The sequence below is a fragment of the Enterococcus sp. 4E1_DIV0656 genome, from assembly GCF_002140695.1.
Taxonomy (GTDB): domain Bacteria; phylum Bacillota; class Bacilli; order Lactobacillales; family Enterococcaceae; genus Enterococcus_D; species Enterococcus_D entomosocium.
This window is the reverse complement of the sequence record NZ_NGLF01000003.1, coordinates 36,396-59,321: the sequence shown is the minus strand read 5'-3', so window position 1 is coordinate 59,321 and position 22,926 is coordinate 36,396. Positions and strand designations below refer to the sequence as shown.

The 22,926-nt window shown below is 36.9% G+C and carries 28 protein-coding genes; 10 read left to right on the top strand and 18 right to left on the bottom strand.

What is annotated here, in order from left to right; genetic code table 11:
• Nucleotides 1-149 precede the first annotated feature (149 nt).
• The 18 genes from A5882_RS17755 to A5882_RS17655 form a co-directional block, all read right to left on the bottom strand.
• Entirely contained in the window at nt 150-434 is a 285-nt protein-coding gene (locus tag A5882_RS17755; RefSeq protein WP_086373269.1) for a hypothetical protein, read from the bottom strand.
• Nucleotides 435-833: 399 nt separating this feature from the next.
• Complete coding sequence (locus A5882_RS17750) at nt 834-1,265, bottom strand: hypothetical protein (protein ID WP_086373268.1); 432 nt, start codon at nt 1,263-1,265, stop codon at nt 834-836.
• 285 nt (nt 1,266-1,550) lie between these two features.
• A complete protein-coding gene (locus tag A5882_RS17745) occupies nt 1,551-1,958 on the bottom strand; it encodes a hypothetical protein (RefSeq protein WP_086373267.1) in 408 nt (135 codons plus the stop codon).
• A 60-nt stretch (nt 1,959-2,018) separates the two neighbouring features.
• Nucleotides 2,019-2,492, bottom strand: a complete 474-nt coding sequence (locus A5882_RS17740) for a hypothetical protein (RefSeq protein WP_086373266.1) — start codon at nt 2,490-2,492, stop codon at nt 2,019-2,021.
• A 66-nt stretch (nt 2,493-2,558) separates the two neighbouring features.
• Complete coding sequence (locus A5882_RS17735) at nt 2,559-3,062, bottom strand: hypothetical protein (protein WP_086373265.1); 504 nt, start codon at nt 3,060-3,062, stop codon at nt 2,559-2,561.
• Complete coding sequence (locus A5882_RS17730; RefSeq protein ID WP_086373264.1) at nt 3,062-3,568, bottom strand: hypothetical protein; 507 nt, start codon at nt 3,566-3,568, stop codon at nt 3,062-3,064. Before A5882_RS17730 ends, A5882_RS17735 begins: the two co-directional genes overlap by 1 nt.
• Nucleotides 3,569-4,714: 1,146 nt before the next feature.
• Nucleotides 4,715-5,383, bottom strand: a complete 669-nt coding sequence (locus A5882_RS17715) for a hypothetical protein (RefSeq protein WP_086373261.1) — start codon at nt 5,381-5,383, stop codon at nt 4,715-4,717.
• A 151-nt stretch (nt 5,384-5,534) separates the two neighbouring features.
• Nucleotides 5,535-5,975: a hypothetical protein gene (locus A5882_RS17710; protein WP_086373260.1), complete on the bottom strand. Its 441-nt coding sequence runs from the start codon at nt 5,973-5,975 to the stop codon at nt 5,535-5,537.
• Between the two features lie 13 nt (nt 5,976-5,988).
• Entirely contained in the window at nt 5,989-6,495 is a 507-nt protein-coding gene (locus tag A5882_RS17705; protein WP_086373259.1) for a hypothetical protein, read from the bottom strand.
• Nucleotides 6,488-6,736, bottom strand: a complete 249-nt coding sequence (locus tag A5882_RS17700; RefSeq protein ID WP_086373258.1) for a hypothetical protein — start codon at nt 6,734-6,736, stop codon at nt 6,488-6,490. The genes A5882_RS17705 and A5882_RS17700 overlap by 8 nt, the downstream gene beginning before the upstream one ends.
• 395 nt (nt 6,737-7,131) lie before the next feature.
• A complete protein-coding gene (locus tag A5882_RS17690; RefSeq protein ID WP_086373256.1) occupies nt 7,132-7,530 on the bottom strand; it encodes a hypothetical protein in 399 nt (132 codons plus the stop codon).
• Nucleotides 7,531-7,600: 70 nt separating this feature from the next.
• Nucleotides 7,601-7,840 (bottom strand): hypothetical protein, encoded by a 240-nt coding sequence (locus A5882_RS17685; RefSeq protein WP_086373255.1) that lies wholly within the window; start codon nt 7,838-7,840, stop codon nt 7,601-7,603.
• Nucleotides 7,809-8,174: a hypothetical protein gene (locus tag A5882_RS17680; RefSeq protein WP_086373254.1), complete on the bottom strand. Its 366-nt coding sequence runs from the start codon at nt 8,172-8,174 to the stop codon at nt 7,809-7,811. Before A5882_RS17680 ends, A5882_RS17685 begins: the two co-directional genes overlap by 32 nt.
• A 170-nt stretch (nt 8,175-8,344) precedes the next feature.
• Nucleotides 8,345-8,611 carry a hypothetical protein gene (locus A5882_RS17675; protein ID WP_086373253.1) on the bottom strand — a complete coding sequence of 89 codons (267 nt, stop codon included), beginning with the start codon at nt 8,609-8,611 and terminating at the stop codon, nt 8,345-8,347.
• An 83-nt stretch (nt 8,612-8,694) separates the two neighbouring features.
• Nucleotides 8,695-10,176 (bottom strand): hypothetical protein, encoded by a 1,482-nt coding sequence (locus A5882_RS17670; protein WP_086373252.1) that lies wholly within the window; start codon nt 10,174-10,176, stop codon nt 8,695-8,697.
• A gap of 48 nt (nt 10,177-10,224) precedes the next feature.
• Nucleotides 10,225-13,116: a hypothetical protein gene (locus A5882_RS17665; RefSeq protein WP_086373251.1), complete on the bottom strand. Its 2,892-nt coding sequence runs from the start codon at nt 13,114-13,116 to the stop codon at nt 10,225-10,227.
• Between the two features lie 48 nt (nt 13,117-13,164).
• Nucleotides 13,165-13,515: a hypothetical protein gene (locus A5882_RS17660; protein ID WP_086373250.1), complete on the bottom strand. Its 351-nt coding sequence runs from the start codon at nt 13,513-13,515 to the stop codon at nt 13,165-13,167.
• A gap of 52 nt (nt 13,516-13,567) precedes the next feature.
• Nucleotides 13,568-14,086, bottom strand: coding sequence for a hypothetical protein (locus A5882_RS17655; RefSeq protein WP_086373249.1), 519 nt, complete (start codon nt 14,084-14,086; stop codon nt 13,568-13,570).
• Nucleotides 14,087-15,335: 1,249 nt separating this feature from the next.
• On the opposite strand from A5882_RS17655, the gene A5882_RS17650 reads away from it, so the two are divergent.
• From A5882_RS17650 to A5882_RS17605, 10 genes are all read left to right on the top strand, one after another.
• Nucleotides 15,336-16,619: a hypothetical protein gene (locus A5882_RS17650; RefSeq protein WP_086373248.1), complete on the top strand. Its 1,284-nt coding sequence runs from the start codon at nt 15,336-15,338 to the stop codon at nt 16,617-16,619.
• Nucleotides 16,620-16,786: 167 nt separating this feature from the next.
• Entirely contained in the window at nt 16,787-17,683 is an 897-nt protein-coding gene (locus A5882_RS17645; protein ID WP_086373247.1) for a hypothetical protein, read from the top strand.
• A gap of 397 nt (nt 17,684-18,080) precedes the next feature.
• Nucleotides 18,081-18,719, top strand: a complete 639-nt coding sequence (locus A5882_RS17640) for a hypothetical protein (RefSeq protein ID WP_139843255.1) — start codon at nt 18,081-18,083, stop codon at nt 18,717-18,719.
• A 26-nt stretch (nt 18,720-18,745) separates the two neighbouring features.
• A complete protein-coding gene (locus tag A5882_RS17635) occupies nt 18,746-19,204 on the top strand; it encodes a hypothetical protein (RefSeq protein ID WP_086373245.1) in 459 nt (152 codons plus the stop codon).
• A gap of 703 nt (nt 19,205-19,907) precedes the next feature.
• Nucleotides 19,908-20,102: a hypothetical protein gene (locus tag A5882_RS17630; protein WP_086373244.1), complete on the top strand. Its 195-nt coding sequence runs from the start codon at nt 19,908-19,910 to the stop codon at nt 20,100-20,102.
• 6 nt (nt 20,103-20,108) lie between these two features.
• A complete protein-coding gene (locus A5882_RS17625) occupies nt 20,109-20,870 on the top strand; it encodes a hypothetical protein (protein ID WP_086373243.1) in 762 nt (253 codons plus the stop codon).
• 93 nt (nt 20,871-20,963) lie between these two features.
• Nucleotides 20,964-21,293: a hypothetical protein gene (locus tag A5882_RS17620; RefSeq protein ID WP_086373242.1), complete on the top strand. Its 330-nt coding sequence runs from the start codon at nt 20,964-20,966 to the stop codon at nt 21,291-21,293.
• An 11-nt stretch (nt 21,294-21,304) separates the two neighbouring features.
• Nucleotides 21,305-21,886 (top strand): hypothetical protein, encoded by a 582-nt coding sequence (locus A5882_RS17615; protein ID WP_086373241.1) that lies wholly within the window; start codon nt 21,305-21,307, stop codon nt 21,884-21,886.
• Between the two features lie 11 nt (nt 21,887-21,897).
• Entirely contained in the window at nt 21,898-22,284 is a 387-nt protein-coding gene (locus A5882_RS17610) for a hypothetical protein (RefSeq protein WP_086373240.1), read from the top strand.
• Between the two features lie 12 nt (nt 22,285-22,296).
• Entirely contained in the window at nt 22,297-22,752 is a 456-nt protein-coding gene (locus tag A5882_RS17605) for a hypothetical protein (RefSeq protein WP_086373239.1), read from the top strand.
• Nucleotides 22,753-22,926 lie beyond the last annotated feature (174 nt).

The following is a 22,926-nucleotide window of genomic DNA, read 5'->3' as shown; positions in this document are numbered from 1 at the left end:
TTCCAATTCACAGCCAGTGCTGCGACTTTCAATTACTTCGAATTTATTAAGTTCACAAATAAGTATTTCATCCATTTATACTTTTTCCTTTCCTACTTGATACAAATAATGACAGGAAATGCATGGTTCTAAGCACTCAGTAACTATATTTACGCTTTTTGGACTAAGCCATCATAAATCTCTAACACCTTATCTTTGTTAGCGTCCATCCACTGAGCAACATCAAAACTATCGCCATGAGCAAAATAACCATCCTCATAGCCAATTTTAAAAAAGCGAATCATTTCTAAGACATTCTCATGGTCACTTTTAGGATGATTAAAATATGGGAGATAACTTTTATTTCTAATGTGATGTAAGAGTAATCTTTTTGTTTGTGCAATCATCCTTCTATGATGTATTGCTGAACACCAATTATTAATCATTTTTTTCATCGCTTTACACCCCTATAACTACATCAATTTGAAAAATAATCAGTTCAAAATGCCGAACAAATTCAGCTTAATTACTGCGACCATTAAACAAGCTATTGCCAGCATCATAGGCACAAACTTGAAAAAAAGTTTAGATAAAGCATTACTCGTACTAGTAAAAGTTGTTTGAAAAATCATATAAATACCAACTACAATTAATAAATAGTAAGCCATGAGCCTGTCTCTTATACACATCTCCCTAATAGAACCTATTACATATATATATAAACCTCTATAAGAGAAGACTCACTATATATAACCTCTATAGATAATCCCTATATAAGATTCCATTCAGTTTAATCATTCAGGGAAAGAAAGAAAAAAGGGAAACGGGGTTGGGAGGAAGGTTGCTATATATAGCTATAGCTCTATGAACAGCAGGTAATCCTCTGGTATGGTAATCGTTAGATGGTAAGTCCTCAAAAACAGTAGAAAGTATTGTACTCTCTTAACGCATAACCCATAAACACAACCAGATGTATCTATAGGCGCATTCCTATATATAGAGTCAAGCTCTTTACCCAGCTGTTCCAGCATCCCCTTTGCAGATAAATAAGACTCCCTCTCAACAGGAACCGCTACTAGATTATCAAATACTTGGTCTAACTCAGCATTGACGAAGCTGCTTATCAATGCTTGCCAGGCGGAGTGTTGGTCATCATATATATATAGATGGTTCACCCTTATAGATATCTCTTTTCCAGCGATGCTTGTACGCTCAATCTCATAGCTCTCCTGTACCTCAGTCTTTATCTCTACAATAGTCAAATTCTGGTAGTCAATGTAATACATAGGTGATGCTCCTCTCGGTTGTTTGTATATAGAAAAAATATAAAGGGGAATCTCTATATATAGTTTATCCCCCTATCAAGTTCGGATATCTTAATCAGCTGCTAAGTCATGTTGCTATCGGATGATTAGTTGCCGCAAAAAAAAGATTGTAAGGTTATAGGTATGGGTGGCAGGTGGGTAATATATATAGAGAAAATCAGCTTAAATAGTTACTCCATAATCATTATTTTCTGTCAGAATTTTTAAAGTAACTTGTTACTCACGGTATAACAATCGCCCCTATCGTTAGTAATACTCCTCATCTTCGTCTTCTTCATCAACATGATAAAAAAACTTATGAGTACATTTACCAGAACTTGAAAAATGGAATTCATAGACCATGTCATCCGGAAGCGTGAATTCTACAACCATATAGTTCTTGTCATCAGAGAAGAAAATCAAAACCAAGTCAATCTCATTCAATGAGTTCGGAATTTTTGGACCATTCAAATCAAGAAGCGTTATTTGTTCATAGAATAGTTCAAATAAATCATTATATATACTAGGACAAATCTGCCCGCAACCACCTTTAACCCTGTATCTCGTATTTTTAAGCACACCATTCCTCGAAAACTTTACAATATTCAGCCTACTTGATAATCTAAAAAACATTTCTGCAATTAAAGGACTATATTTTTCTACATCGGTTTCCATAATTTTCCTCCTGACACTTTGAATTGTTGAAAAAAGAATAGGAGATTCATGATTTAAAGATTATTCATCATCATAATCATCATCCCAATAATCTTCAGCTTCATCCCCATCTTCATCATCCGACAAGTCAGATTCATATTCTAAATAGCTACTGTGGAGGTATTCTCCATTTTGGTCAAAGAACAATTGATATTTACCACCATCTCTACTTTTCATATCTACACGTGCAGAACGTCCATAATTGTAAAAGATGATATTAAATTCTTGAACGTGAATATAATCCAGATATATGTCATCGTGGAATATATCAAGATGGGTAATTTCTTTATAAAATAAGTCGATTAGCTTCATATAAATCGGAGAACATTCATAAAAAGGGGATTGTTCTATCTGATAGTGACCAGTTCTCAAAAAACTAAGCCATGAGAAATAAGTAGCCCCAATACCTTCAGACAAACCAATTAATGACTTTGCAATGAGGGGATTATACTGAACCCCATAAGAAGAATTCTCTGTATCATATTCATTCATCATGTAGCTTACCTCCTTAAGTCAATAAATATTCAAACAGCAGTTCAGAAAGGGATTTAGATGAATAATTTACACAGTATTCCATAAAACATGTAAAAAGGGACTCCCACCTGTATATGAGTGCCAATAGTTTGGATTGATAAAATAATTACTACTTTCATAGTGAAAACAATTTTTTAGGACATCAACACACCTGCCTCCTAAGTTCCAAACAATCAAAGGGCCATCTTCATGATTTTTGTTTCGGTTAAACGAAACGTCAGTTCCATATGCTATGCTTGAATAGATAGTCATTTCATCTAAATATAAATTTCTAATATACGTCCATATATCCTCAGAAATACATCCTCTTACTTTTTTAAACATGCCATCAAACAATAAAAAAGTGTCAGAATCAGGTGCAACAGACATCCTCTCCCCAGTCCTGTACTCAATGCGTATTGATGTAGGAAATCTGGTAATAGATTCTATATTTTGTTTTTCAAAGAATATAGCCACTAAAGGGGAAATTTCCAGATTGAGGATAGAGTTAGCAAGTATTGTATTATCTTCAAAATCAATAATATTCGTCATTATTTTACCTCCGGATATTTTTCGAAAAGTCGCAAGAATCTGTTTTTGCTGACATCGTAAGACCTATGTTTTTGAGACTCATATAAGTCTTCATCGTAATCTGAAACTGACTCAATCATTCCAATACATTCACCGCTATTGGAAAATATCACCATAGGGCCTGTGTAACCAATTTCAATAGGTAAAAACGAAATGTCAGTACCAGAACTTCTGCTAGAAAAAATCTCCACCCTCCGAAGCTTATTTTCATCGGCATATTTCAAAACACTTTCAGGCAAACATGAAATAATCTGTTCTATAAACCAATCAAATAGCTTATAGCTATAGTTGTTGTGGTCGATTTTTACTGACGGACTTTGAATTCTATCAACCTTGATTATGGTTCCCAATTTTGTAATGCTGACAATATTTTGTAATTCAAAGACAGTAGTAATTAAAGGACTAATATCAAGATTGGACGTCTTATCAATCAATTCATAAAAGTTATCATAGCGAAATTCGAGCATACTAAATCCTCCTTCATTAATTAAGAAAATCGTAAGATTGCGGCACCATAGTAATAAAAAATGTGTAGACCTATTTTGCGGTTAGAGGACCTTTAACCTCTAAAAAGGGAATTTATCCAGATTGGAATAAAAACGCCGTAGAACGTAAGGTAGGACCATAAAATCAGACACCCTGTTTCATTGAAGTTTTCTTTTTTAGGACCTTGCCCCTCTAAAAGATAGGGGGTTCTCCAGAGGTGAAACAACAAAGTCCTCCAGAGGAAAATCCCGAGAAAATCCTCTCGAAAAAAGGAGAGCAAATTACTCGCTCTCCTCTCCTCTTCTCTGCTCTCTCTAAACGAATATACAGAGCATGAGACTCTTACGAAGCATGAGATGCACTATAGAGAATGTTGTTATAAACTCCAGAGTGAAAAATAGGGACGAAATCCTCCAGAGGAAGTTCCCCAGAGGTGGTAAACGTCTCGTAAAAGAGGTCTTGTCTCATAGAGTACATACAGATACCCTCTAGAGTGTGTCCGATAATTAGAAAGTCTCCACATTGGATAGGGACGTCCTTTCTAATAGGACTAGCTCCTTCAAGCGAGTAAGTGGGAAGGGAAGTAGACCCGTCTTTGTGGACAGAGTTCAACTTAGGAAAATAACCATCCTCAGATAAGTAGTCTTCTAGGAAGAATTGACGATACCAGACTCTTTCACTAGTATGTATCCTTACTCCTGGGTACCATTTAGATTCGTTTGTCAGTTTCTCAGGGTCATGTATTTGTTTAAGATTAAGTGCCATAGTTAGCATAGTTGCCTGTACCTCCTTATTATTAGTAAATGTGATAAGAAATAGATAAAGATTAAACTTAGCAATGGGAACTTCATTTCATCCCACTGGTAATCAACTAGCTCAACTGGGCGTAGACCCTCTAGGGACTCACTATATGGTGATTATTCCCTCTTAATCAATTTGTCAAATAAATATGTAGTATCCAATGTCATTTTCAGGCCCACAAAGGATTGTGGGACTATAAAAAAAAGAGAGAAAGCACTCGCTCTCTCTCCTCAATGAAGAAACTTATAACATAAACAATTGGTGGGTTTTGGAGTACCCATAATAAGAAAGACTCACCACATAAGCGATGAGTCAGAAAAGTTTGCTTAGAACGGCAGGTCATCATCAGAAATATCAATAGTTGAATTCCCGAATTGATTACCGAAATTGTTAGCAGGCTGGCCTTGACCAAAGTTGTTTTGAGCTTGACCTTGGAAGTTACCTTGAGGCTGAGATTGCCCTTGGAATTGATGTTGCGCTTGGTTCTGAGTTTGTCCATTGTTAGGACGAGCAATCATAGATGGGTCAAAAGGCACAATCAACTTATGAGCATAGCGCAAGATTTGAGCTGCAACTAGTTTATTCAAGATAACAGGTGATGAGTAATTCTTGGCACCAGTTTCATCTAGGTATTCACTTTGGTATGGACTAAAGCGCAATGCACCTTCATCCGTTTGGTTAATCCAGCCACCGGTACGAACTAAGCCGCCAGCCATAGTGATAGTCACACGAGCAACTGACTTCGGACGATTAGGATTGTTAGCAGGTTGTAGAAAGATAGAGTCGATGTGCAGTTTGTCGTTTGAAGAGTAATTGGTCACGAGGTGTGCGCCATCAAACTGGTCAGTCATGTACCATTCAGGACCGATATCCCCTGGTTTTGTAGAGCGAATAGAAAGTGCTTGTAGTTGAGATTGTTGACTGCCATAGCCTTGCCCAGCGACGTTTTGATTTGTGTTGTAACCTGTGCGAGTATTATTTTGTGCAAAAGACATGTTAATTCCTCCAATAATTTTTTATTTTTATTAGAGTGACGAATACTAATTTCCCCTATATCGTGTATAGGTGATACGCTGTATCAATCACTCTTTCATTGTCAATACCGGGCGTAGCCCCTCTCTCTCCTCAAAGAGAAGAGGACAACTGTTAAACAGCTGTCCCGGCTTCTAGTGCTTCATCAACTAGAGATTGTGTTTTTGTAGCAACACTAGCAGTTTCTTTAACTGAGTTTGATAACTTAGTTTCTTGGACTGCCTTCTTTTCCGCCGCCTTGCGTGCTTTCTTTTCTAGACGGTCGGCTTTACGTTTAGCTAGACGGTTTTCATAGTCAGCCTTAGCTAAGTCTTTCAATAATGCATGGTCATTAACTGAAGCAGATACTGCCATATCAAAGACTTCTTCATCATCGAGACGGTCAACCTTCAAGCCGTTAGCTTCTAAGACACTGTATATATGTTCAATTTGAACAGCAGCCTCATTAGCAGACACATGAGCCACCGCAACTGCTTCTTTTACATCTTTGCGTGTAGCTGGTAAAAATCGGTCAAATTTTTTGGTTCCTGATGCAAGTCGTAATCCTTCTAACATAGTAATTCCTCCATTATCTTCTTGTTGTGATTGGTTGTTGCTTCATTTCTTGTTGATACGTATAAGATGCCACTGCTGATTCAAAGTCAAACAGTTTCATCTTCTTGTTTCTCATCATGCTGGTGTCACAATCTAGTGAACTTCCAGTCATCAAAGCAAATGCAGCATCACAATCATCCAGCATTCTTTCTAAACGCTGTTGATTGCCACGCTCAACTACTTTTGGGTAACGTGCTTTCATACGTTTGACTAAATCAATCTGGTTTTGTGGAATAGCATGTTCTCCCCACTCTTGTTGAGGAATGTAGAAAATCACCTCATTTTGAAGACGTTCAGCACAATACAGTACAAAACGGTCAAAACGAGAATAGATAGGAATCAAAAAAGTCTGTCCACGCCACTCCGGCTTAGACAGTTCCTCCCAAACTGCATGCTTAATTGCTTTCCAGTTGAAATCCTCTTTACGGGTAAAGTAACTATTCGGGTCTTCCCGGTTACTAATAAATGCAATCTTAGCCATGTACGACACTCCTTGCTAATGTATAATCCATTGACAATTCATTTTCGTAATAGCCTAAATCACTTAGGGCAATCTCTTTGTCTAGTTTTGAAGAAAAAGGATTCTCCAAAATCTCGTTACATTTCTTAATGGCCTTAAGGTCTCTTGAAACTGCCGTTTGTAGAGGTTGCGGCATTTTTTCTTGGACCTTTGCGTCAGCTAAAAATTTTCGTGCGTCTTCCAATGTGTGCATAATTGTCATAAGTATTCCCTCCAAAGTTTTCTTCTATTAAGGCAAAGCCTCTCCTCGTACTACGGGCGTAGCCCACAACAATTCATTGTAAGAACATCTCTGACTAACAAAAAAAGACCCGGAGGGAAAAACCCCCGGCTCTCGTTCAATGACCTATTCAGTTGTCTGCAACTAATCTTTAAAGAATGCCCTGCTGATTAGGACGGTTAACCCAATAACTGGTAACCCGAGAAACGGATTGACCAGAAAAATAAATAAGATAAACAATACGAAGAGTGTTGTTACGCACCCTCCACGTCCCCACGATAAAGCAAAATATATCATAACAAAAAATGCTCCAATAAATAGAAATGCCGCCATATATTTGCATCCCCCCTTCCCTTTTTCTTCCTGAATCAATCAGGTTAGTCTCTATAAACTATCTTTAACGCAATATAGGTAACAACTTCTTCAAGAGTATTAAACTTAGATTTAACATCATTGAACTTACTAGTTACTACAAATGATGCATTAATGAACCGAGCATTGTATCCAAGGTACTGAAGTTTCCCTGTATTGCGATACTGGTCATATAAGATAGATTCAATCTTATCAAAGTCAGCCTTGATTACTTCACTATTTTCAGGAGTAATGGTGATGTCGATATCTTCACCGTAGTTATCTCCTACTATGACAGAAATATCTTCAAGAAAGTTGATTACTCCCTCCAGTACATCTGTTTCATTCGTGTTACCTAGTCTATCACGCTTTATTTCACAAAGCGTCTTAATTTGATTATCTAACAAAGCTACATCTAGTTTCATCGGTTGTTCCTCCTTTAGTGTTAACGGCAAACTAGTCTACATCAGTCAATTTGTAAATATAAAAAAAGGACTACTCAGAAAGCAGTCCCAGTTTATTCATCACATAATAAGACATATCATCATCTTGCTCAATCAAGAGGTAGATATTATGAATAGGTGTTTGCTTCCCTTCATATACCCCTGCGTGAATATCGTCCAACACTTTGTCAGTGGTCTTCTTTTCAATGGTGGAAATATTATTCACCAATCTGATAAAGCCATCGGCAAAACGTTCATACTTAGTTGGTAATGCTACTATATTCGAATTCATAATCATTCTCCTCTTCTGTAACCTTTTCTAAATCCAGATACAGGACCAGACTGCCCGGTTCTGCGATGATACGTGTACTAATACCTTTTAGAGAATGAACCATCTCTTGTACTGTGTAGTAGATAACTACTAGAGGGATACCTGCATCAACCATCTTCTCCATTGTTTCTGCAAACTCAACTATGTGACCATAATTCACATCAACCGAATACTTCAGAGTAACACCATCACGACTAAAATCTGTTTTATAGTTCTTACTAAACATAGCTAACAGTCCTTTCTTTTCTTGTCTTGAGTTAAACCTTTTCTCCATAAGACGGTCAATATCAAACATCCCCATTCACCTACATTCCCATACCCATCATCTAATAAATAAGAAGACTATCTCTAGGGTAAAGAAATTATCAATCTCTACGAAGGGCGTAGACCCCCTCTATTCCTAGAGAGGGACACTCTTCTAAATTTGCCAACTAACTGTAAAAGGAAAACCCGCAGGGGGGAAAGCTAGAAGGGCAAATCGTCATCTTCATCAAACTGGTTAACAGAGACATCCTTTTGTTTAGATAGTCTCTCTTCTTTAATCTGTTTCTTATATTCCATCGTTAATTCTGTAGACAACCGTTTACGGTATTTAGCAAACTCCTTCTCATACATAAGAAAGAGTCGCTTACTATCATTCAAGAACCATTCTCGGGTATAAGGCATTTTAGCTTCTTGTTCCAGGAACAGTATCATCTTTATTTCATCTCTCGTGTGCTTCCAATATCTCATCTCGAATCCCTCCTAAAATTAAAGAGGAGCTACCAGTCTACGGTTCAACTACCCGTAGCCGGAGGCTCCTCAAATTCTTTTGTTTAATAATCAAAGTCGACATTTCCGAACAACTCAACTTCTTCATTCATAAATACATCTGTGCTATCTGAATACTCATTGATGGTTCCCCCTACTTCTCCTAGTTCTGAGTAAGTATCCTCATCAGACTCTGTATATCCGTATTTCTCCTCACGTTGAGCAACCATTGTACGAATATTGTTCTTGGTTGTTTCATTGAATGCTGCAACGACATCCGCCAAGAAGACTTTTACAAAGGTAACGCCATTACGATTATAAGAAGCAAACCCAACTACTGAGCCTTGATACAAATCATAAACTCCTGTGAAGACAGAAGATTTCAAGAAGCATTTGTCTCCACCAAAGCGTGCTGCAAATTCATCCGCACGAGCAACATCTTTCAAGAAGGTATTAGTCAAAGCACCTACTGTTTCTTTCTTTGTAAGAGAAGCATTCTCTGGACTCATGACCAAACCTTTCCATACTAATTGACCATTCACCTTCTGAACTTTCAGCGGTTTATTTGAATCAGACAAATTCTTCAAGAAGCTCTTCACTGTGTCCACTTTCTCATCTGGCACTGAGAACTCGGTGATGGCATTTACTTTCTTCATAGGAATGTTCAAGTCATACTTACCCTCACGAAGCATCGCAAAGAATGAGATAGTTCCTTGAGCAAACAAGTCGAATACTGAAGCGAATCGAGTATAGATATATTCGCCATTTTCATCCATTCCATTCATGACTTGAGTGTCTTGAGCTTTTCCTCGAGTCATTTGAGCAATTTTTGCATGTTCAATTGATGCATTTTCTTCTAGCAAGAACAGATATACTGTCGCAAATAGCAATGCACCATTATACCCATCTGAATCGCACAACAAACGTGCTTCTACTTCAAACTGTGCTTGGATTTGTTTGTACTCCATGTACTTCACGACTGCCAAGTTTGCTTTTGCTTTTGGTAGATTGTCTTTAACGAAAGTATATTTGCGACTAGTTGAGTAGTTGCTGAAGTTATTATTAACGAAACGACCGTTTGGATTTTCTTTAATCTCTTCTTCAATCAATACATCCAAAATATTGATATAGTCATTTTTCTTAGGTTGAACAGTATCCCAGTAACGACGAGTGATATTGAACCCTTGCGTTCTGATATCTTCTAGGTTCACTTCAGGATTAGTATTCAAGACATATTGAATGAACGCTTGGCACTCCAATACCAAGTTATAATTCCGCTCATTATAGCGGCTGCCAAACAATGCTTCTTGACTCTTAACAAGTTTCTCTACGATACGAGTGATTTCGGATTGGAAATAACCGCCCTTCACTTGGTTTTTAGCAATGAAAATAGTACGAGACTTAACCATTTTATTTTGAACTTCATCAGGTTTGACATGGAAACGATTCGTATAGATATTTCTTCCTTCAGAACGTTCCACCAATTCTGCTTTATTCGCTTGTACCGCTGAGTTCATGCTATTCATCATATCTGTAAATTTTGTCATTGTTAGTTCCTCCAAATTGTTATAAGTTTTGTTATTGTTATATAGCTATTACGCCTCAACGCCTAGACGATTAACGAATAGACGTTGCAAGCTGATTCCAAATTCTTCTTCCAAATCTTCAAGTGCTTCTGCTGATGAGCCTGTTTCAAACAAAGCTTTATCGATGAAAGGCATAAATTCACGATATGCCCCACCATGTTTCGCTTTATCGATTTCCCAACGAATAGCCATTGCCATATAATGTTCCAACTTGCCGTATCCACTTACTTCTTTACCAAAGTATTCTTTTTCAACTTCAAGGTCTAAAAGTTCAGCAGATGTTACAGTTGCTTCAGCCTCTTGTTTCGCTTCTGTGACTGATGCCAGGATATTTGTCAATGTACCGATATCGTTACCTGTTAGTGATGTCATCAAGAAGAAACGGCAAATTTTATCTAAGACTAAACTTGCGCCTTTTCCATATTGATTGTATTTTTCTTTGTTGAATACTACATCAAAGCCATTAATTGTCATCTCTAGAGTTTCTTTTGCAAATCGTTCTTCACGTTCTGTTAATAAACCTTCTGGAAGACCACCATCAATAGTTTGACCAAATGGGCAACCTGCTACTAATGTTTCTTTACCATTAGCGTCTTTAAGAATTGAGTAGTCTAAGAACAATGGTTGTTGTTTCATATGCTTAACAACTTTCTCAGCTAGAGTAATGATGGCAAAGTCTCCATCAAAGTCGGCACCACTCATTGCTTCAGGATTCATATCCCACAAGCTGAATACCACACATCCTTCAAAGAACCCACGTTTAACTGCTTCACGGTATCTACTTGCATACCCACCTTTTGAATGTCCACCTGCTGTCTGATAAAAACCAGATACAGTCCCGTCAGCCATTACCTTTCTACTTTCTTTAGTATGCAGCATAGGGAATCGAATACATCCTGCTTCTCCATAAGCTGGAACTAATTGACCATCTACTTTTCTAGGGAGAACAATCCCATCTACTTTAATCCCAGCTTCCATCCCTTCTTCATAAACGACAGAAAGAAGACCTTCTACTAAGTAATCAACTACTAGAAGAGGGTCAACTGTTAGATATGCGTATGCTGTATCTCTCATATAAAGGAATTGTCCTGATGCAACTTTCGCATAGGTTCCTTTCAAGTAACTTTGAACTTTCTCTCTTGTTGCTCCAGATTTCAAAGCTGCTACTGGATTAGCTTTTACTAATTGACGAGTTAAATCATCTGCACTAGCATTGGCCAATAGTTCTTCTAATTCCATGTCATCATTTACATTGAATACTGCTTTAACATACTCAGGGTCTAAATCAGATACCTTTTCCCATACTGCAGCATTTTCTTCGATTGCAGCCTTAGCAGCTTCTGCATTGTTAAATAGGTTCAAGTATCCTTGTCGACTCAAACGTCCCACCATGTTTTCTTCCACTTTGCGATTGACATTTAATGCTGAGAAGAAGATATCGCCTTCTTCAAGGAAGTGATGAATCGATGCTTTCACTGCGCCAGCAAACAAAATGATATCTGCATCTAGTCGTTTAGTAAGACCAGGCACTGCTAACATCAAACCCTTGCTGTAAGGAGTCATACGAAATTGAACGGCGGCTTGCATGCCCTTTTTACCATTCATCTCTTGGTAAATCTCACGTGCTACAGATTCGTCCATGTATGAAATACCATCTGTCTTAGGAGCATCGATGACAACTTCATAATCAGAAACTAATTCCATCTCTTTGTTCTCATTGAATACTGGAGCTTCAATCAGATGAGATTTGATAACTGTAAAGTCTTCTGGTAACACCAGGATAGTCCGACCATTTTCATACGCATAGTGTTGACCAACAACATCTACTTGTTTGTACGAGTCGCCATCTTTTTCATGAAATTTAAAGACTCTTTCTGTCACAACTGCTTTCCCGACATTGTCAAACAAACCTAGCTCAATACCTGATGAGTTAGCTAATTTGAAACGAGTGAAGATTTTATTCATAGGAAACTTAACTTTGTCGTCTCCTACCTTTTTGGCAAAGCTATCAAAAGTAACTCCTGTTTGGGCAAGCATCGCCAAAGTTGTAATGGTCGGTTGATTAGCGTCAATACTAGCAGTTACGACAGCATCATTATCCCCTTTTCTTAACTGGGATACTGAACCATAAGCAAACTCCAAAAAGTTGTATGGCTTAACAAAATCCATACCTGAAGATGCTTCTTCAAATGTAATAGCATATCTGATATAATCCAAGATAGAGCGGCCTAGCTCATTAGTTAATTCATTTGTAACTGGATTCTTCAACAATCCAGGAATGAGTCCACTAATTTCAAGGGAGTAGATGTGTGGTAATACGTATGCATCTACTTCTTTTTCTTTGCTCACGAGTCCTTCAATAGAGTCTTCAACAACTTGAATCTTATAGTTTTCGATGAATCTACCTAATTGGCGATGTTGTTGTCCAGCTGAATCCAGCGCCCAATGATAGTTAGGACTTGTCGCATCATAGAGATTCTCTTCTACTCCTATGACGATACCCCCATGAAGAGCTGCAGCTTTTAATTCTTCAAACTCTTGAATAGCCCACTGTTGTGTTCCGAATACTTTTGCAAACTGTTTGGCATTTAACCCCATCAATTTAGAAGATTTAAACACTGAATTGATTGATGGTGTTTCATCTGTCGTGAATAAGACTTCCAAAGATGAAGACTCAACATTTCTACGAACAACACCGTCTAGTCTCTTTCTCATATCCCCTGCTTCTTTCATTTCTTTTTTATTTTGTAATGCTTGAATCAATTTGTTTTGTTCAACCTGTTTTGCCATGACCATTTTATAGTCCTCCTTTTTCATCTGTTCTTTCTTACCTGTATCTGTATTTAGTACCCATCCATGATTAAATCCGTACTCCATTGAATAATTTGCATTGTTTGTCATTATATTTTCCTTCTTTCTTCTATTTGTTTATTACAAGAGAGAGCTCTCTTATTTCATTTTGATAATTTGTTCAATCTGAGCATCATTACTGATGAATAGAATCAACACTGCTGCAGTAAGAAAAGCTATTGTTGTCATTCCAAGAAATACTTGTAATCCAACAGTTATTAACAGGGCACCGAGTAATTTGAAACGATACTTTAAACTTGTTGAAAGTAATCCAATCCATTTAAGCAGCAATACAAAGAATATTAGGCCAATTATCCCAACAATAAGATTCCCATAAGCCATAACACTCATCGCTTTAGTCAATTCAATCATCCCGTATGCATATCCAGTGAAGAACACGCTTGTTCCTAATACCGCTCTAAATCCACCCTTAAAGTTCTTTGTTTTCATCATATATTCCTCCATATTCGTTTTTATATTTAAAATTAGTAATAAAATTCTATTAATCGAATGATATTACTAATCCTGTTAAACCATATTTAATTTCTGTGACGATTGCTCTGTAGATGCTATTAAAGATAAAAGCAGTACGTGTTGATAAAGGAACATTACCTTGGGACATCACCATCCACTCATAACTCATTGAGGTTAGTCTCTTATAACGGCGAATTGTTCTAATGACATACATGCAGATTCTAAAAGGAGCTTTCAAAACGAACATACCAGTATCCCATACTAGTTTTACAGCTTTCTTACACAAAGAGCCTGCGCCAATTAAAACAGTACGAGAAACTTTACCTACAAACTCGCCAGTTTTAGCGGCAGAGGTCACTTCATCAACTATTACTGGCTCATCATCAGCAATAACATTATGGATATCAGAAACCACCGTCACTGAAGAATCAACTGTCCATCCTGTTGATTGAGCAACTAGTGTATCTTTCTTCTCTTCAACCATTGTTACCTGACCCGTAACTCCTTCTTTGAATCCTTCACAAAAATCCTTCATAAATTTAAACATTACAATTCCTTCTTTCTTTTGTTGTTGTTATAAGCTTGATGGGTGGGCACCGAAAGAATCCACCAATCATTCTTATACAACTACCTTGCGCCAGAAAAATTTATAAAACTTCTACATTCTATAGGGTGTACCTAGTTCAGTGCACAGCGGTCACCATAGGGGGTGGGCTAAAATCAGAGGGGCCCCCCCTTAGCTGAATTACATTTTCTCAATATTAAAATTTACTAAGTTTTGAGCTTTGTTGAGTGAATTTTCATTTAGGGGCTAGACACAGCGTCCAACTGGCTTTATTCTAAGCAAGCGAAGAACGAAACTCAGTTTGATATGTGAGAGTATCATCCGAGATGCCAGAGACTAATAACATGACTGTAAGTGAGGAACAAACAGTGGAAGAATAATGTGGTGCGGTTACTGAGCCACGAGCATCCTCAATCTAGAAAATTTATATGGTGACTGAGAGAATTGATGATTATCTGCAAAATGGGCCAATGAGGACCCTAGCTGAATTCTCAAAAGCATAAAACAAGCCGGTATGAAACTGATATACAGAGCTTGCGCCTGACTACGGGGCCTGGTTGCGACACAAGTAAATATAATGGGCATAAAATAATAGATTATATTTATCTTCAATTGGAATATTGTTAATGTGTGTAGGACTTGAATATCGGTAGGGAGTGGAGCCTGTTTTGAACATAGACATATGTTCAGGGGACTGCAGAATATTACCTAGAATCCCAGTGAAGTAAGAAAATAAGGGAGAAAATAGGTTGCAAGGTATTCAGGTGAGCGTAAAAACTCTGCAGGTCACAGTAGTTTAGCCATAATCAGCTAGACCCCGTTTATGTTTTTGACGGGACCAGTATGTCTTCAAGTAATTAGATTGATTTTAAATAAATAGTCATAACCTTATTGAGAAAATTAACTCCTTCTTGAAAAGGTTTTTTATTCATTTGGGGGTCTGATTGATAGAACTTTTTCATTTGATTGAAAGAGTCTGATTCGGTTAAATAAAGGCGTGGAAGATTGGAAGGGTGCAAGTTTTTTACTCTTAATGAATAACTATGTTTTTTTAGTTTTTTCTCAAAAAAATGTAATTAAGATAAAACTTAACATTTTGTTTTAGTTATCACTCTGGTGTATAATTAGGATAGGATAACACAGTGTGTTCATCCCTATTTCAGCTTTATTTACCTCTATAAAAGTTAATAAGTTGTAGTAGTTAGTTCAAACTTTTCAGGAGATGAGTATTATGATTATCGTACAGAATTTTTTAGACAAGAGCTCATCACCAAGTTATGATGAAGCAATGATAAAGACGTATCTAAAGGAAATAGCTGACATTCAAAAAAAGTCGGATGAACCGAAGTCCTCAAAAGAATATTTAAGCATTAGCTATCTAAGTGATGAAATTCATAAAGTAACTATAGATGATATTCAAGAATATGAAATGTTATCTGGAAAGTCTCTTTCTGTTGATGGACATATGCCAGTTGAAGAGATTCATTGGTCACGGATGAATGAGGTTTCTGGATACATTCTTTCTTCATGGGATATAGATATTTCAGAATATACTGATATGTTTATGCTTGCGACAACAAACACAAATAATAAGCGGACAATGATTTCAAGAGCTGCAAGAATGAAGATTGTTGTGGATGCAATTAATAGAGCTTTATGGTCTAGGATTAAACCCTCTTCAATAGGAAAAGTTGTTTCAAGAGACATTTCTTATGAACAAAACCAAGTAAACCTCACTTATTTCATATCGGCCAAACCGTGGGAAAACTGTGTGGTTAACGGCCTATATGCTTTAGTGTTTAAAGGAGATACAGAGGCTCTTACTATCGAATGTAAAACTTATGAGGTCTCTCGGCCTTTGATAGAATACAAACCAGATATATCAATCAACCAAAATAAACTCTTTGACGAATTCAAATTATTTGATAGTAAGACTTATGACAGAGAGCTCAAAGAGTTTGTTCCAAAGAAAAACTTTAGTTTCACAGTAGTTAACGATACTAACAACTATTCAGATGCAGAATTATCTAGAATGAACAAGTATATACTTAAACCTTCAAAAATAGATATTCACTATTGGAAGACTGAAGATGTGGACGTGAGGACGGGAAATGAAATGACCGTTGCTGGCGAAGCTCCATATGTTCGTGTTCTGAGCATGTTGTTCAAAAAACATGAAATTCAAGAGTATTGTAAGAATTTAAAACAAAGCTTTATAATCAATAAAAAACTGTTTGAAGGCAAAATGGTCACTGTCGGTAATCAGCCTTTAAAAAACAGCAATTACCTGATGATTAAGAATGTGATTGATTATAAGGAAGAAGGTGAACTGGTATCTGTATTCTTTAGATACTATACCTTTTCTGACAACCTTGAGGTAGACTTAGCTGCATCTTTTATTAATACCGGTATTCCAAACGACTTCAAAAATCCAGAACCATACGTTTTTGATTTTAGACCTATAATTGACATGAAGAAATCACAACTAGATACCGATGATTTAGAAATGAAATAAGAAAATAAGCGAAAAAGCAAGGGAGCCCACAAGAGGTTCCCTTTTTTTTATTTAGGGCTAGACAGGTCTATTGGTTAACATTATCTTGGGTATGCGAAAGGGAGAGTATCCCCTTTTAGGTTAAGCATGATGATGAAACTAAACGGACTTTAAAGGAGAATATAAACATGACAAAAGATTTAAAAAATGAAAAGCTAACCCTTTTAAACAGCCACTTATTACTATCTGACGAAGTAGGACATGCACGAGAGGTAGCAAAGGAGAAGAATCTCTCCCCGCAGAATCTGGACCATAACTTTGAAGTTGTTAGCCTAGCTGTGATTGATGCCTTGTCTACGCCAACTTTTGAGAGTTTCTCACTTCAAGATGATTTGTTAGAAAACAAATTATTATCTCTTTTTGAAGTAATTGATTTCATCCATAACTACTCTGATGACAAAGCTAGTGAAGAAAAGATTTCAGAAGAAGCTCTTGGAAACCGGATTACTGAATTCTTTGATGCTTTGCTAGTTGCTGGAGAAAAAGCAAAAGAACTAGAGTCGTCTAAAACTGAAGACCAAATGAATTTCCCTAATTATGAAGAGGGTTTTGAATTCGAGAATGATGAGGACATCGAAGAATATCCTTCAAAATTAAACGTGATGTATGCAGTCGATGAAAATGGTATTCATGAGTTGACTGAAGATGAAGCTGTAAAAATGTTAGGAATCAAACTTGAAGAGCCTTCCGATTCTGAAGATGAGCAAAATGAATTGAGTTTTATCGACCTATTATCTAGTCTTACACGAAATTCAGAAGAGAAAATTTCCGAAGTATCAAAAAATTTCAAGGCTGTCGATGAAAAGATTGATTTTCTAAGCTCTTTGCTACAAGAAAAAGCAGTTCCTGCTGCAAAAGAAACTCTAAACAGCATTCTATCAAAAGCTATGAGCTTAGGAATCGAAAGTAAACTTGCCTCCTTAGCAGATTCAAAAACCGATAAAGAAAACGTACCTGGTTCGATGAAGACTCAGACATTTAACATTCCTGGTCTAGGAAATGTCCAACTGGTTTCACTTGATTAATAGCATTATCTGGAGAGTCTTATCTTAGTTGATAAGGCTCTTTTTCTCCTCCCCCTTCCTGCACACTATCTTGCCGAAGACATTTTAATAAAATTTTATTTCTAAAATTAAATATAAATACGAATAATTTTAAAAATATAACCAACAACCCTCTTTACTTTACGATTAAATGGAATTACTAAAAAGAAAAGATGAAAGATAGGAGGAAGGAAAGACGAACACGATAGATTATACAGACCAAATTATAAATGGAGTCCGAGTACTTCGCTTAGATTTCAATAAATCGACTAAGAAGAACAAATATTGGATTTGTAAATGCGCATGCGGCAATGAGTTTTCTACTCGAGCAAACACTCTTAGATTAAAGGCCCAAAAGTGTGCATCTTGTAGTAACAAGTTGCGGAAAGAAAGCTACGAAAAACAACGGATTGATATCCAAGGTATGAAATTTAGCTGGCTGAAAGTTCTCGAATTGGACGAAGACAATTCCAGTGGAAGAGGCGCATTTTGGAAGTGTGAGTGCAAGTGTGGAAACATAGTCTCATTACCTGGAACCAAACTTCGTAGAGGAGATTTAAAGTCATGCGGTTGTCTTAGGGTACTTAGTGCAAGCTCCTTAAATAAAACCCATGGGGCATCACATGAACCTTGGTACGGAAACTGGCGAGGAATGGTGTATAGAACAACTAATCCTAAATCACCGAGTTTCGAGCGCTATGACAAAGTAATTGAGTATGGAGAAAAGATTGAACCAGACTTTATTACGGACCCTTGGGCATTCTTCGAAGAAATCGGTGAAAAACCCTTCCCTGATTATTCTATCGACAGAATCGATAATTCTAGAGGTTACGTTAGAGGTAATATCCGTTGGGCAGATGCGAAAACTCAATACTTTAACAGAAATATAATCAAACGAACTGAAGCTGAAACACAATTAATTGACTTAGCCACAAAGGCCTCTTCTAAAGAAGAACTTTTGTCCCTGTTGGAGACACAATTGGACGATACCACCTTCCATTCTCTCTCCCTACCCTAACCCCCCACATCGAAAGGAAATCGTCTATGAAACCAATAGTTTTATACCATAATGAAAATGAAGTAATGAGAATAATTTGTAAAGATGACTTAGGCTTGAAAGAAATTGGGGAGGCAAGAGTGAGAGTTAGTTCCCAGTTTCATATACGAGAGTATGAAGACAACATTGGTGGAGTGACCCAATTCTACAAACTAAATTTGATTGAACTAGGTAAGTACATGAAGCCAAACAAAGAATACATTGTTCTACCCAATTATAAAGAGTCCCTGTATCAACCATTTATGAAATTCTTTATGCCGGAAGAAAAGTTCAAAGCAGAAACTCCAGTAATATTAGGATATTCTGATTCAGAGTTAAAACTTCGCTTTATTCTAATAGATGACAGCTTTACAGTTGGCAGCTTCCCTTCCACCCATTCTTGTTTCCCTCCAGAGGAAACTGTTTCTGCAAATTTGAAAGCAAACGGGCCTGTACCTCAGTATTAAATAAATCTCACTATTGCTGATTGTAGAAGAAAATCATTCTATCAAATGTCAAACTCTCCCTAAAAAAAATCTTACGTAAAAAAAACGTATATTGTGACTTGCTTTCTCTACAAAGAGTATGGATTGAAATTCTTGAAATATTTACTTTCCAACAACAAGTAATGGATTCGGTAGTTTAACCATTTATTGCTACCAGAATAGCTCAGATGGCTTTGAAATGATGCAATAAGTAAATTGTACATAAAAAAAATCAAAAGGCTTTAAACGAACAACTAGGCGGTAATCTATGCATTCCAAATTGTTTTCTAGCTATCGTACTTAAGAGGGACTTTTCCCTCTTTTTTATTAGGGATTGAAATATTGAATGCGAATGGTTAGATTTCGTTCAGACAAATCGAATAGTGGGTGAATCTATTGGTCAAGACAATTATCGAGCATCTAAAAAAAATCGGTTTAAAAGAAATATTCGGATTAAAGCCTGTCCCTTATACACAGCCTAGATGCGAGCATTTTGACTTTGATAAGTTTAAAAGTCATTTAGAACCTCTCTCCTCCCCTGCTTTTTATCCGACTCTCTGTATAGAATGTCCAAATTGCAAAAGAAGAGGTCGACTTACATGCTATAAAAACATAAACAATCACACAATGATTGAGAAAAAGTTAGTTTGGCAAAAAATCTGAAAAAAGAATTGAGGAAAGCTTAATGGCTATTAAAGGATTTAGAAATAATCATCATCGAGAGGTTTCGAAACAGGAAACTAAAAAGAATGTAATAAACAATCACAGATTTGTAATTAATAAAATAAATAAGCCGACTGAAAAGATTGATTTCTTAAAGATAGATTTAGTTGGCATTAACAACATTGAGGTTCACGAAGTATATAAAAAGGGGGCATAAAGTCCAGTGAATGAAAAAAATAGTATCGACCAGCGTGTGGAATCTTTACAAGCTCTAAAAGACAAAGCTGATTTAATACAACCCCCTACCCACGCCCCTATTGCTGTACCAGAAAAAAACGTTTGGGGTTTATCTCCTAAAGGATTAGAAGCGATTCAGCAAGGTGTAGAGATGTATCAGACGAAACACGGACTATACTCTTCAATACCTATGATTTGTAAAGAAGAACAATGTCAATATGCACCAGTCTGTCCGATTTTAAAAGCGGGTTTATGTACACTCGGAGAAAGATGTCCTCTTGAAATCTCCTTGATAATAACTAGATACGATGCTTACAAAACTGAATTAGAGATTGGAGATGATGACTCAGTTGATTTGTCTTTACTCAAAGATTTAATTGATTATGAAGTACAGATTCTCCGAGCTGAGAACAAGATGGCTATTGAAGGTGACTTCGTAAAAGACGTACTCCAGTCTATTACAGAAAGTGGAGATGAAGTGTACAAAGAAGAGATTTCTCAAGCAGCCATCTATAAAGATAAAATTCAAACAAAAAGAAATCGAACATTAGAACTGTTGAATTCGACTAGAAAAGATAAGTCAGGTGAACGGATATCCGCCAACTTAGACCCTTCTTCATATGCCGCTAAGATACTCAAAGAGGCCAAATTGGCTGGTGAGGAACCTATTGAAGCTGACTTTGAAGAATTGGTTGAAATTGAAGAGCCAGAATATGTACTAAGGCAAAGAGAAATGGGCGGTGAATAGTTTGTACACTGCACAGGGTAATTCAAAAAAAATTTTTCGTCGAACAAAACCCTTTAACTAATCGGTATTTCTACTGAATGAAAGGTGTTGGCTATGTCTGAAATTGGAGTAATCAAAAAAGCTATTGCTAGAACAAACAGTGTTGATATAGGTAAGGCAATGTCTTTAGGAATGAAGATATCTGCTGGGTATATTGCTTTAGGAACTGCTATTGATACTGGCTCTAAGATAAACGAACATCAACAGGTAAAGCATCAAAGAAGAGCAGATTTAAAAGCTTTAAAAAAACAACAAAAGGACCAAATGAATTACAGAAAAAATCCAAGAAAGGCGCTTTCCAATCAACTTGGACAAATGCCCTTGGACTTATTCAATCAAAGAATAGGACATACAAATATGGGAAATTCCAAATACACTAGATAGGAGTAAGTAAAATGGCGAGTATAAGTGTTGCAAAAAGATTAGGTCAGAAACTCGGTCAAGCAGCTGGAGTTACTGCTTCAAAAGCTCGTAACTTATCAGTACCAGCAGCTCAACGAGCAAGAGTATTAGCCAATCAAGGTAGAACATTAAAGCATCAAGGTATTCCACTGGGCCAAAAGGCTGGAATGGGATTACGTCAAAACGCAATGAAAGCAGGACAAATAGCAAAAGCCGGTGCTAGAAGTTCAATGGATTACGGCATGGACGCTTGGAAAGGAGTTCAAGCAGCTGGAGTTGGAAAAACGATGTTTAGAGGCGCTATTACAGGAGCTGCAGTAGGCGGTGCTTCTTCTGTAGTAACTGGAGATGACTTTTGGGACTCTGCCGGTCGAGGAGCAGTCTATGGTGCAGGAATAAATACAATTTCAACAGGAATAAAAGCCGCTGGTGTACCTTCTAAAGAACAAGTAACAAGAGGATTTAACAATGTTAAACAAGGTATGACTAAATCAGCCTCTACATTAACTGACACCCTTAAAAATTCAAGAATGGCACAAACACTAAATGGTCTTAACGGACATACTAAAATTTAGGAGGTCCTTCTATGTCAAAATTAGGTAAAGCCTCAGGAATCGCAAAAAAAGTCTTCTTAAAGAAAGAAGCTAAACAAAGCTTGAAAAATCTCTATACTGGTTATTCAGCAAATAAATTAACTACTGGATTAGTAACTGCAGGTGTTGTCGGTGGAGGATTGGCTGTTGTTGGAGGTGGTTCTCCTAAAAATGGTGTTGATGCCTTATTGGGTCCAACAAATGCAAGAACTAATAATATGGATAACTTGATAGCAGTAACTAAAGGTGCAAAAAAGAACGTTCAGCAATCGATGGGAATTGTGGAAGCTCCAGCCATGACATCAGATGCTAAGGTGGATAAATCACTGGGCGCCGATGGCTCTATGTTGTTTGGAATGCACAATAAACGTCATGGATAGGAGTTGAAAAACTTGGCAAACATTTCTTCTATAACGAGTAAAGCAATATCAGGAATTAAAAATAATCCCATGAAAGTTCTCGGCTCTGTAGGAGTTGCTGCTACTGTTATTCCAGATTACAAGCAAAGTCGTGCTAACGGTAGTTCATTAGCTGGCTCTGCGGCAAAAGCAGCAGCTTCTACCCTCTTCTCTTATACAAACCCATTATTGTATGGTGCGTTTGAAACAGCACCATTAATATACGCTGGCGCAAAAGGAGCGTATGAATTTAGACAACGACGTGGAGAACAGATGCGTATGGATTTAGAGTCTCAAAGTAGAGGCTTTGTTGGTGGCGGTTATGTCGATACACAACAGGCTCAAACAATGCGTCAGGCAGCTGTACAACAGATTCAGGGCAATAAACTCAACGCCAGGTCCGCTCTAGGTGGCGAAGCACGATTGCTGTCACCCTATGGAAGCAGGTAACTTTCAATAATTTTTGTATTAATTACCTAAATATATTTATATTTCTATTTTTATTACTATTTGTTCATACTTTACTATTCGCTTTTACGAATAACATTTTACGTATAATAATCACTAATATATTATTTCATTTTTTATTGTTTAATATATTTATAATTCTATGAAGAAATCCAT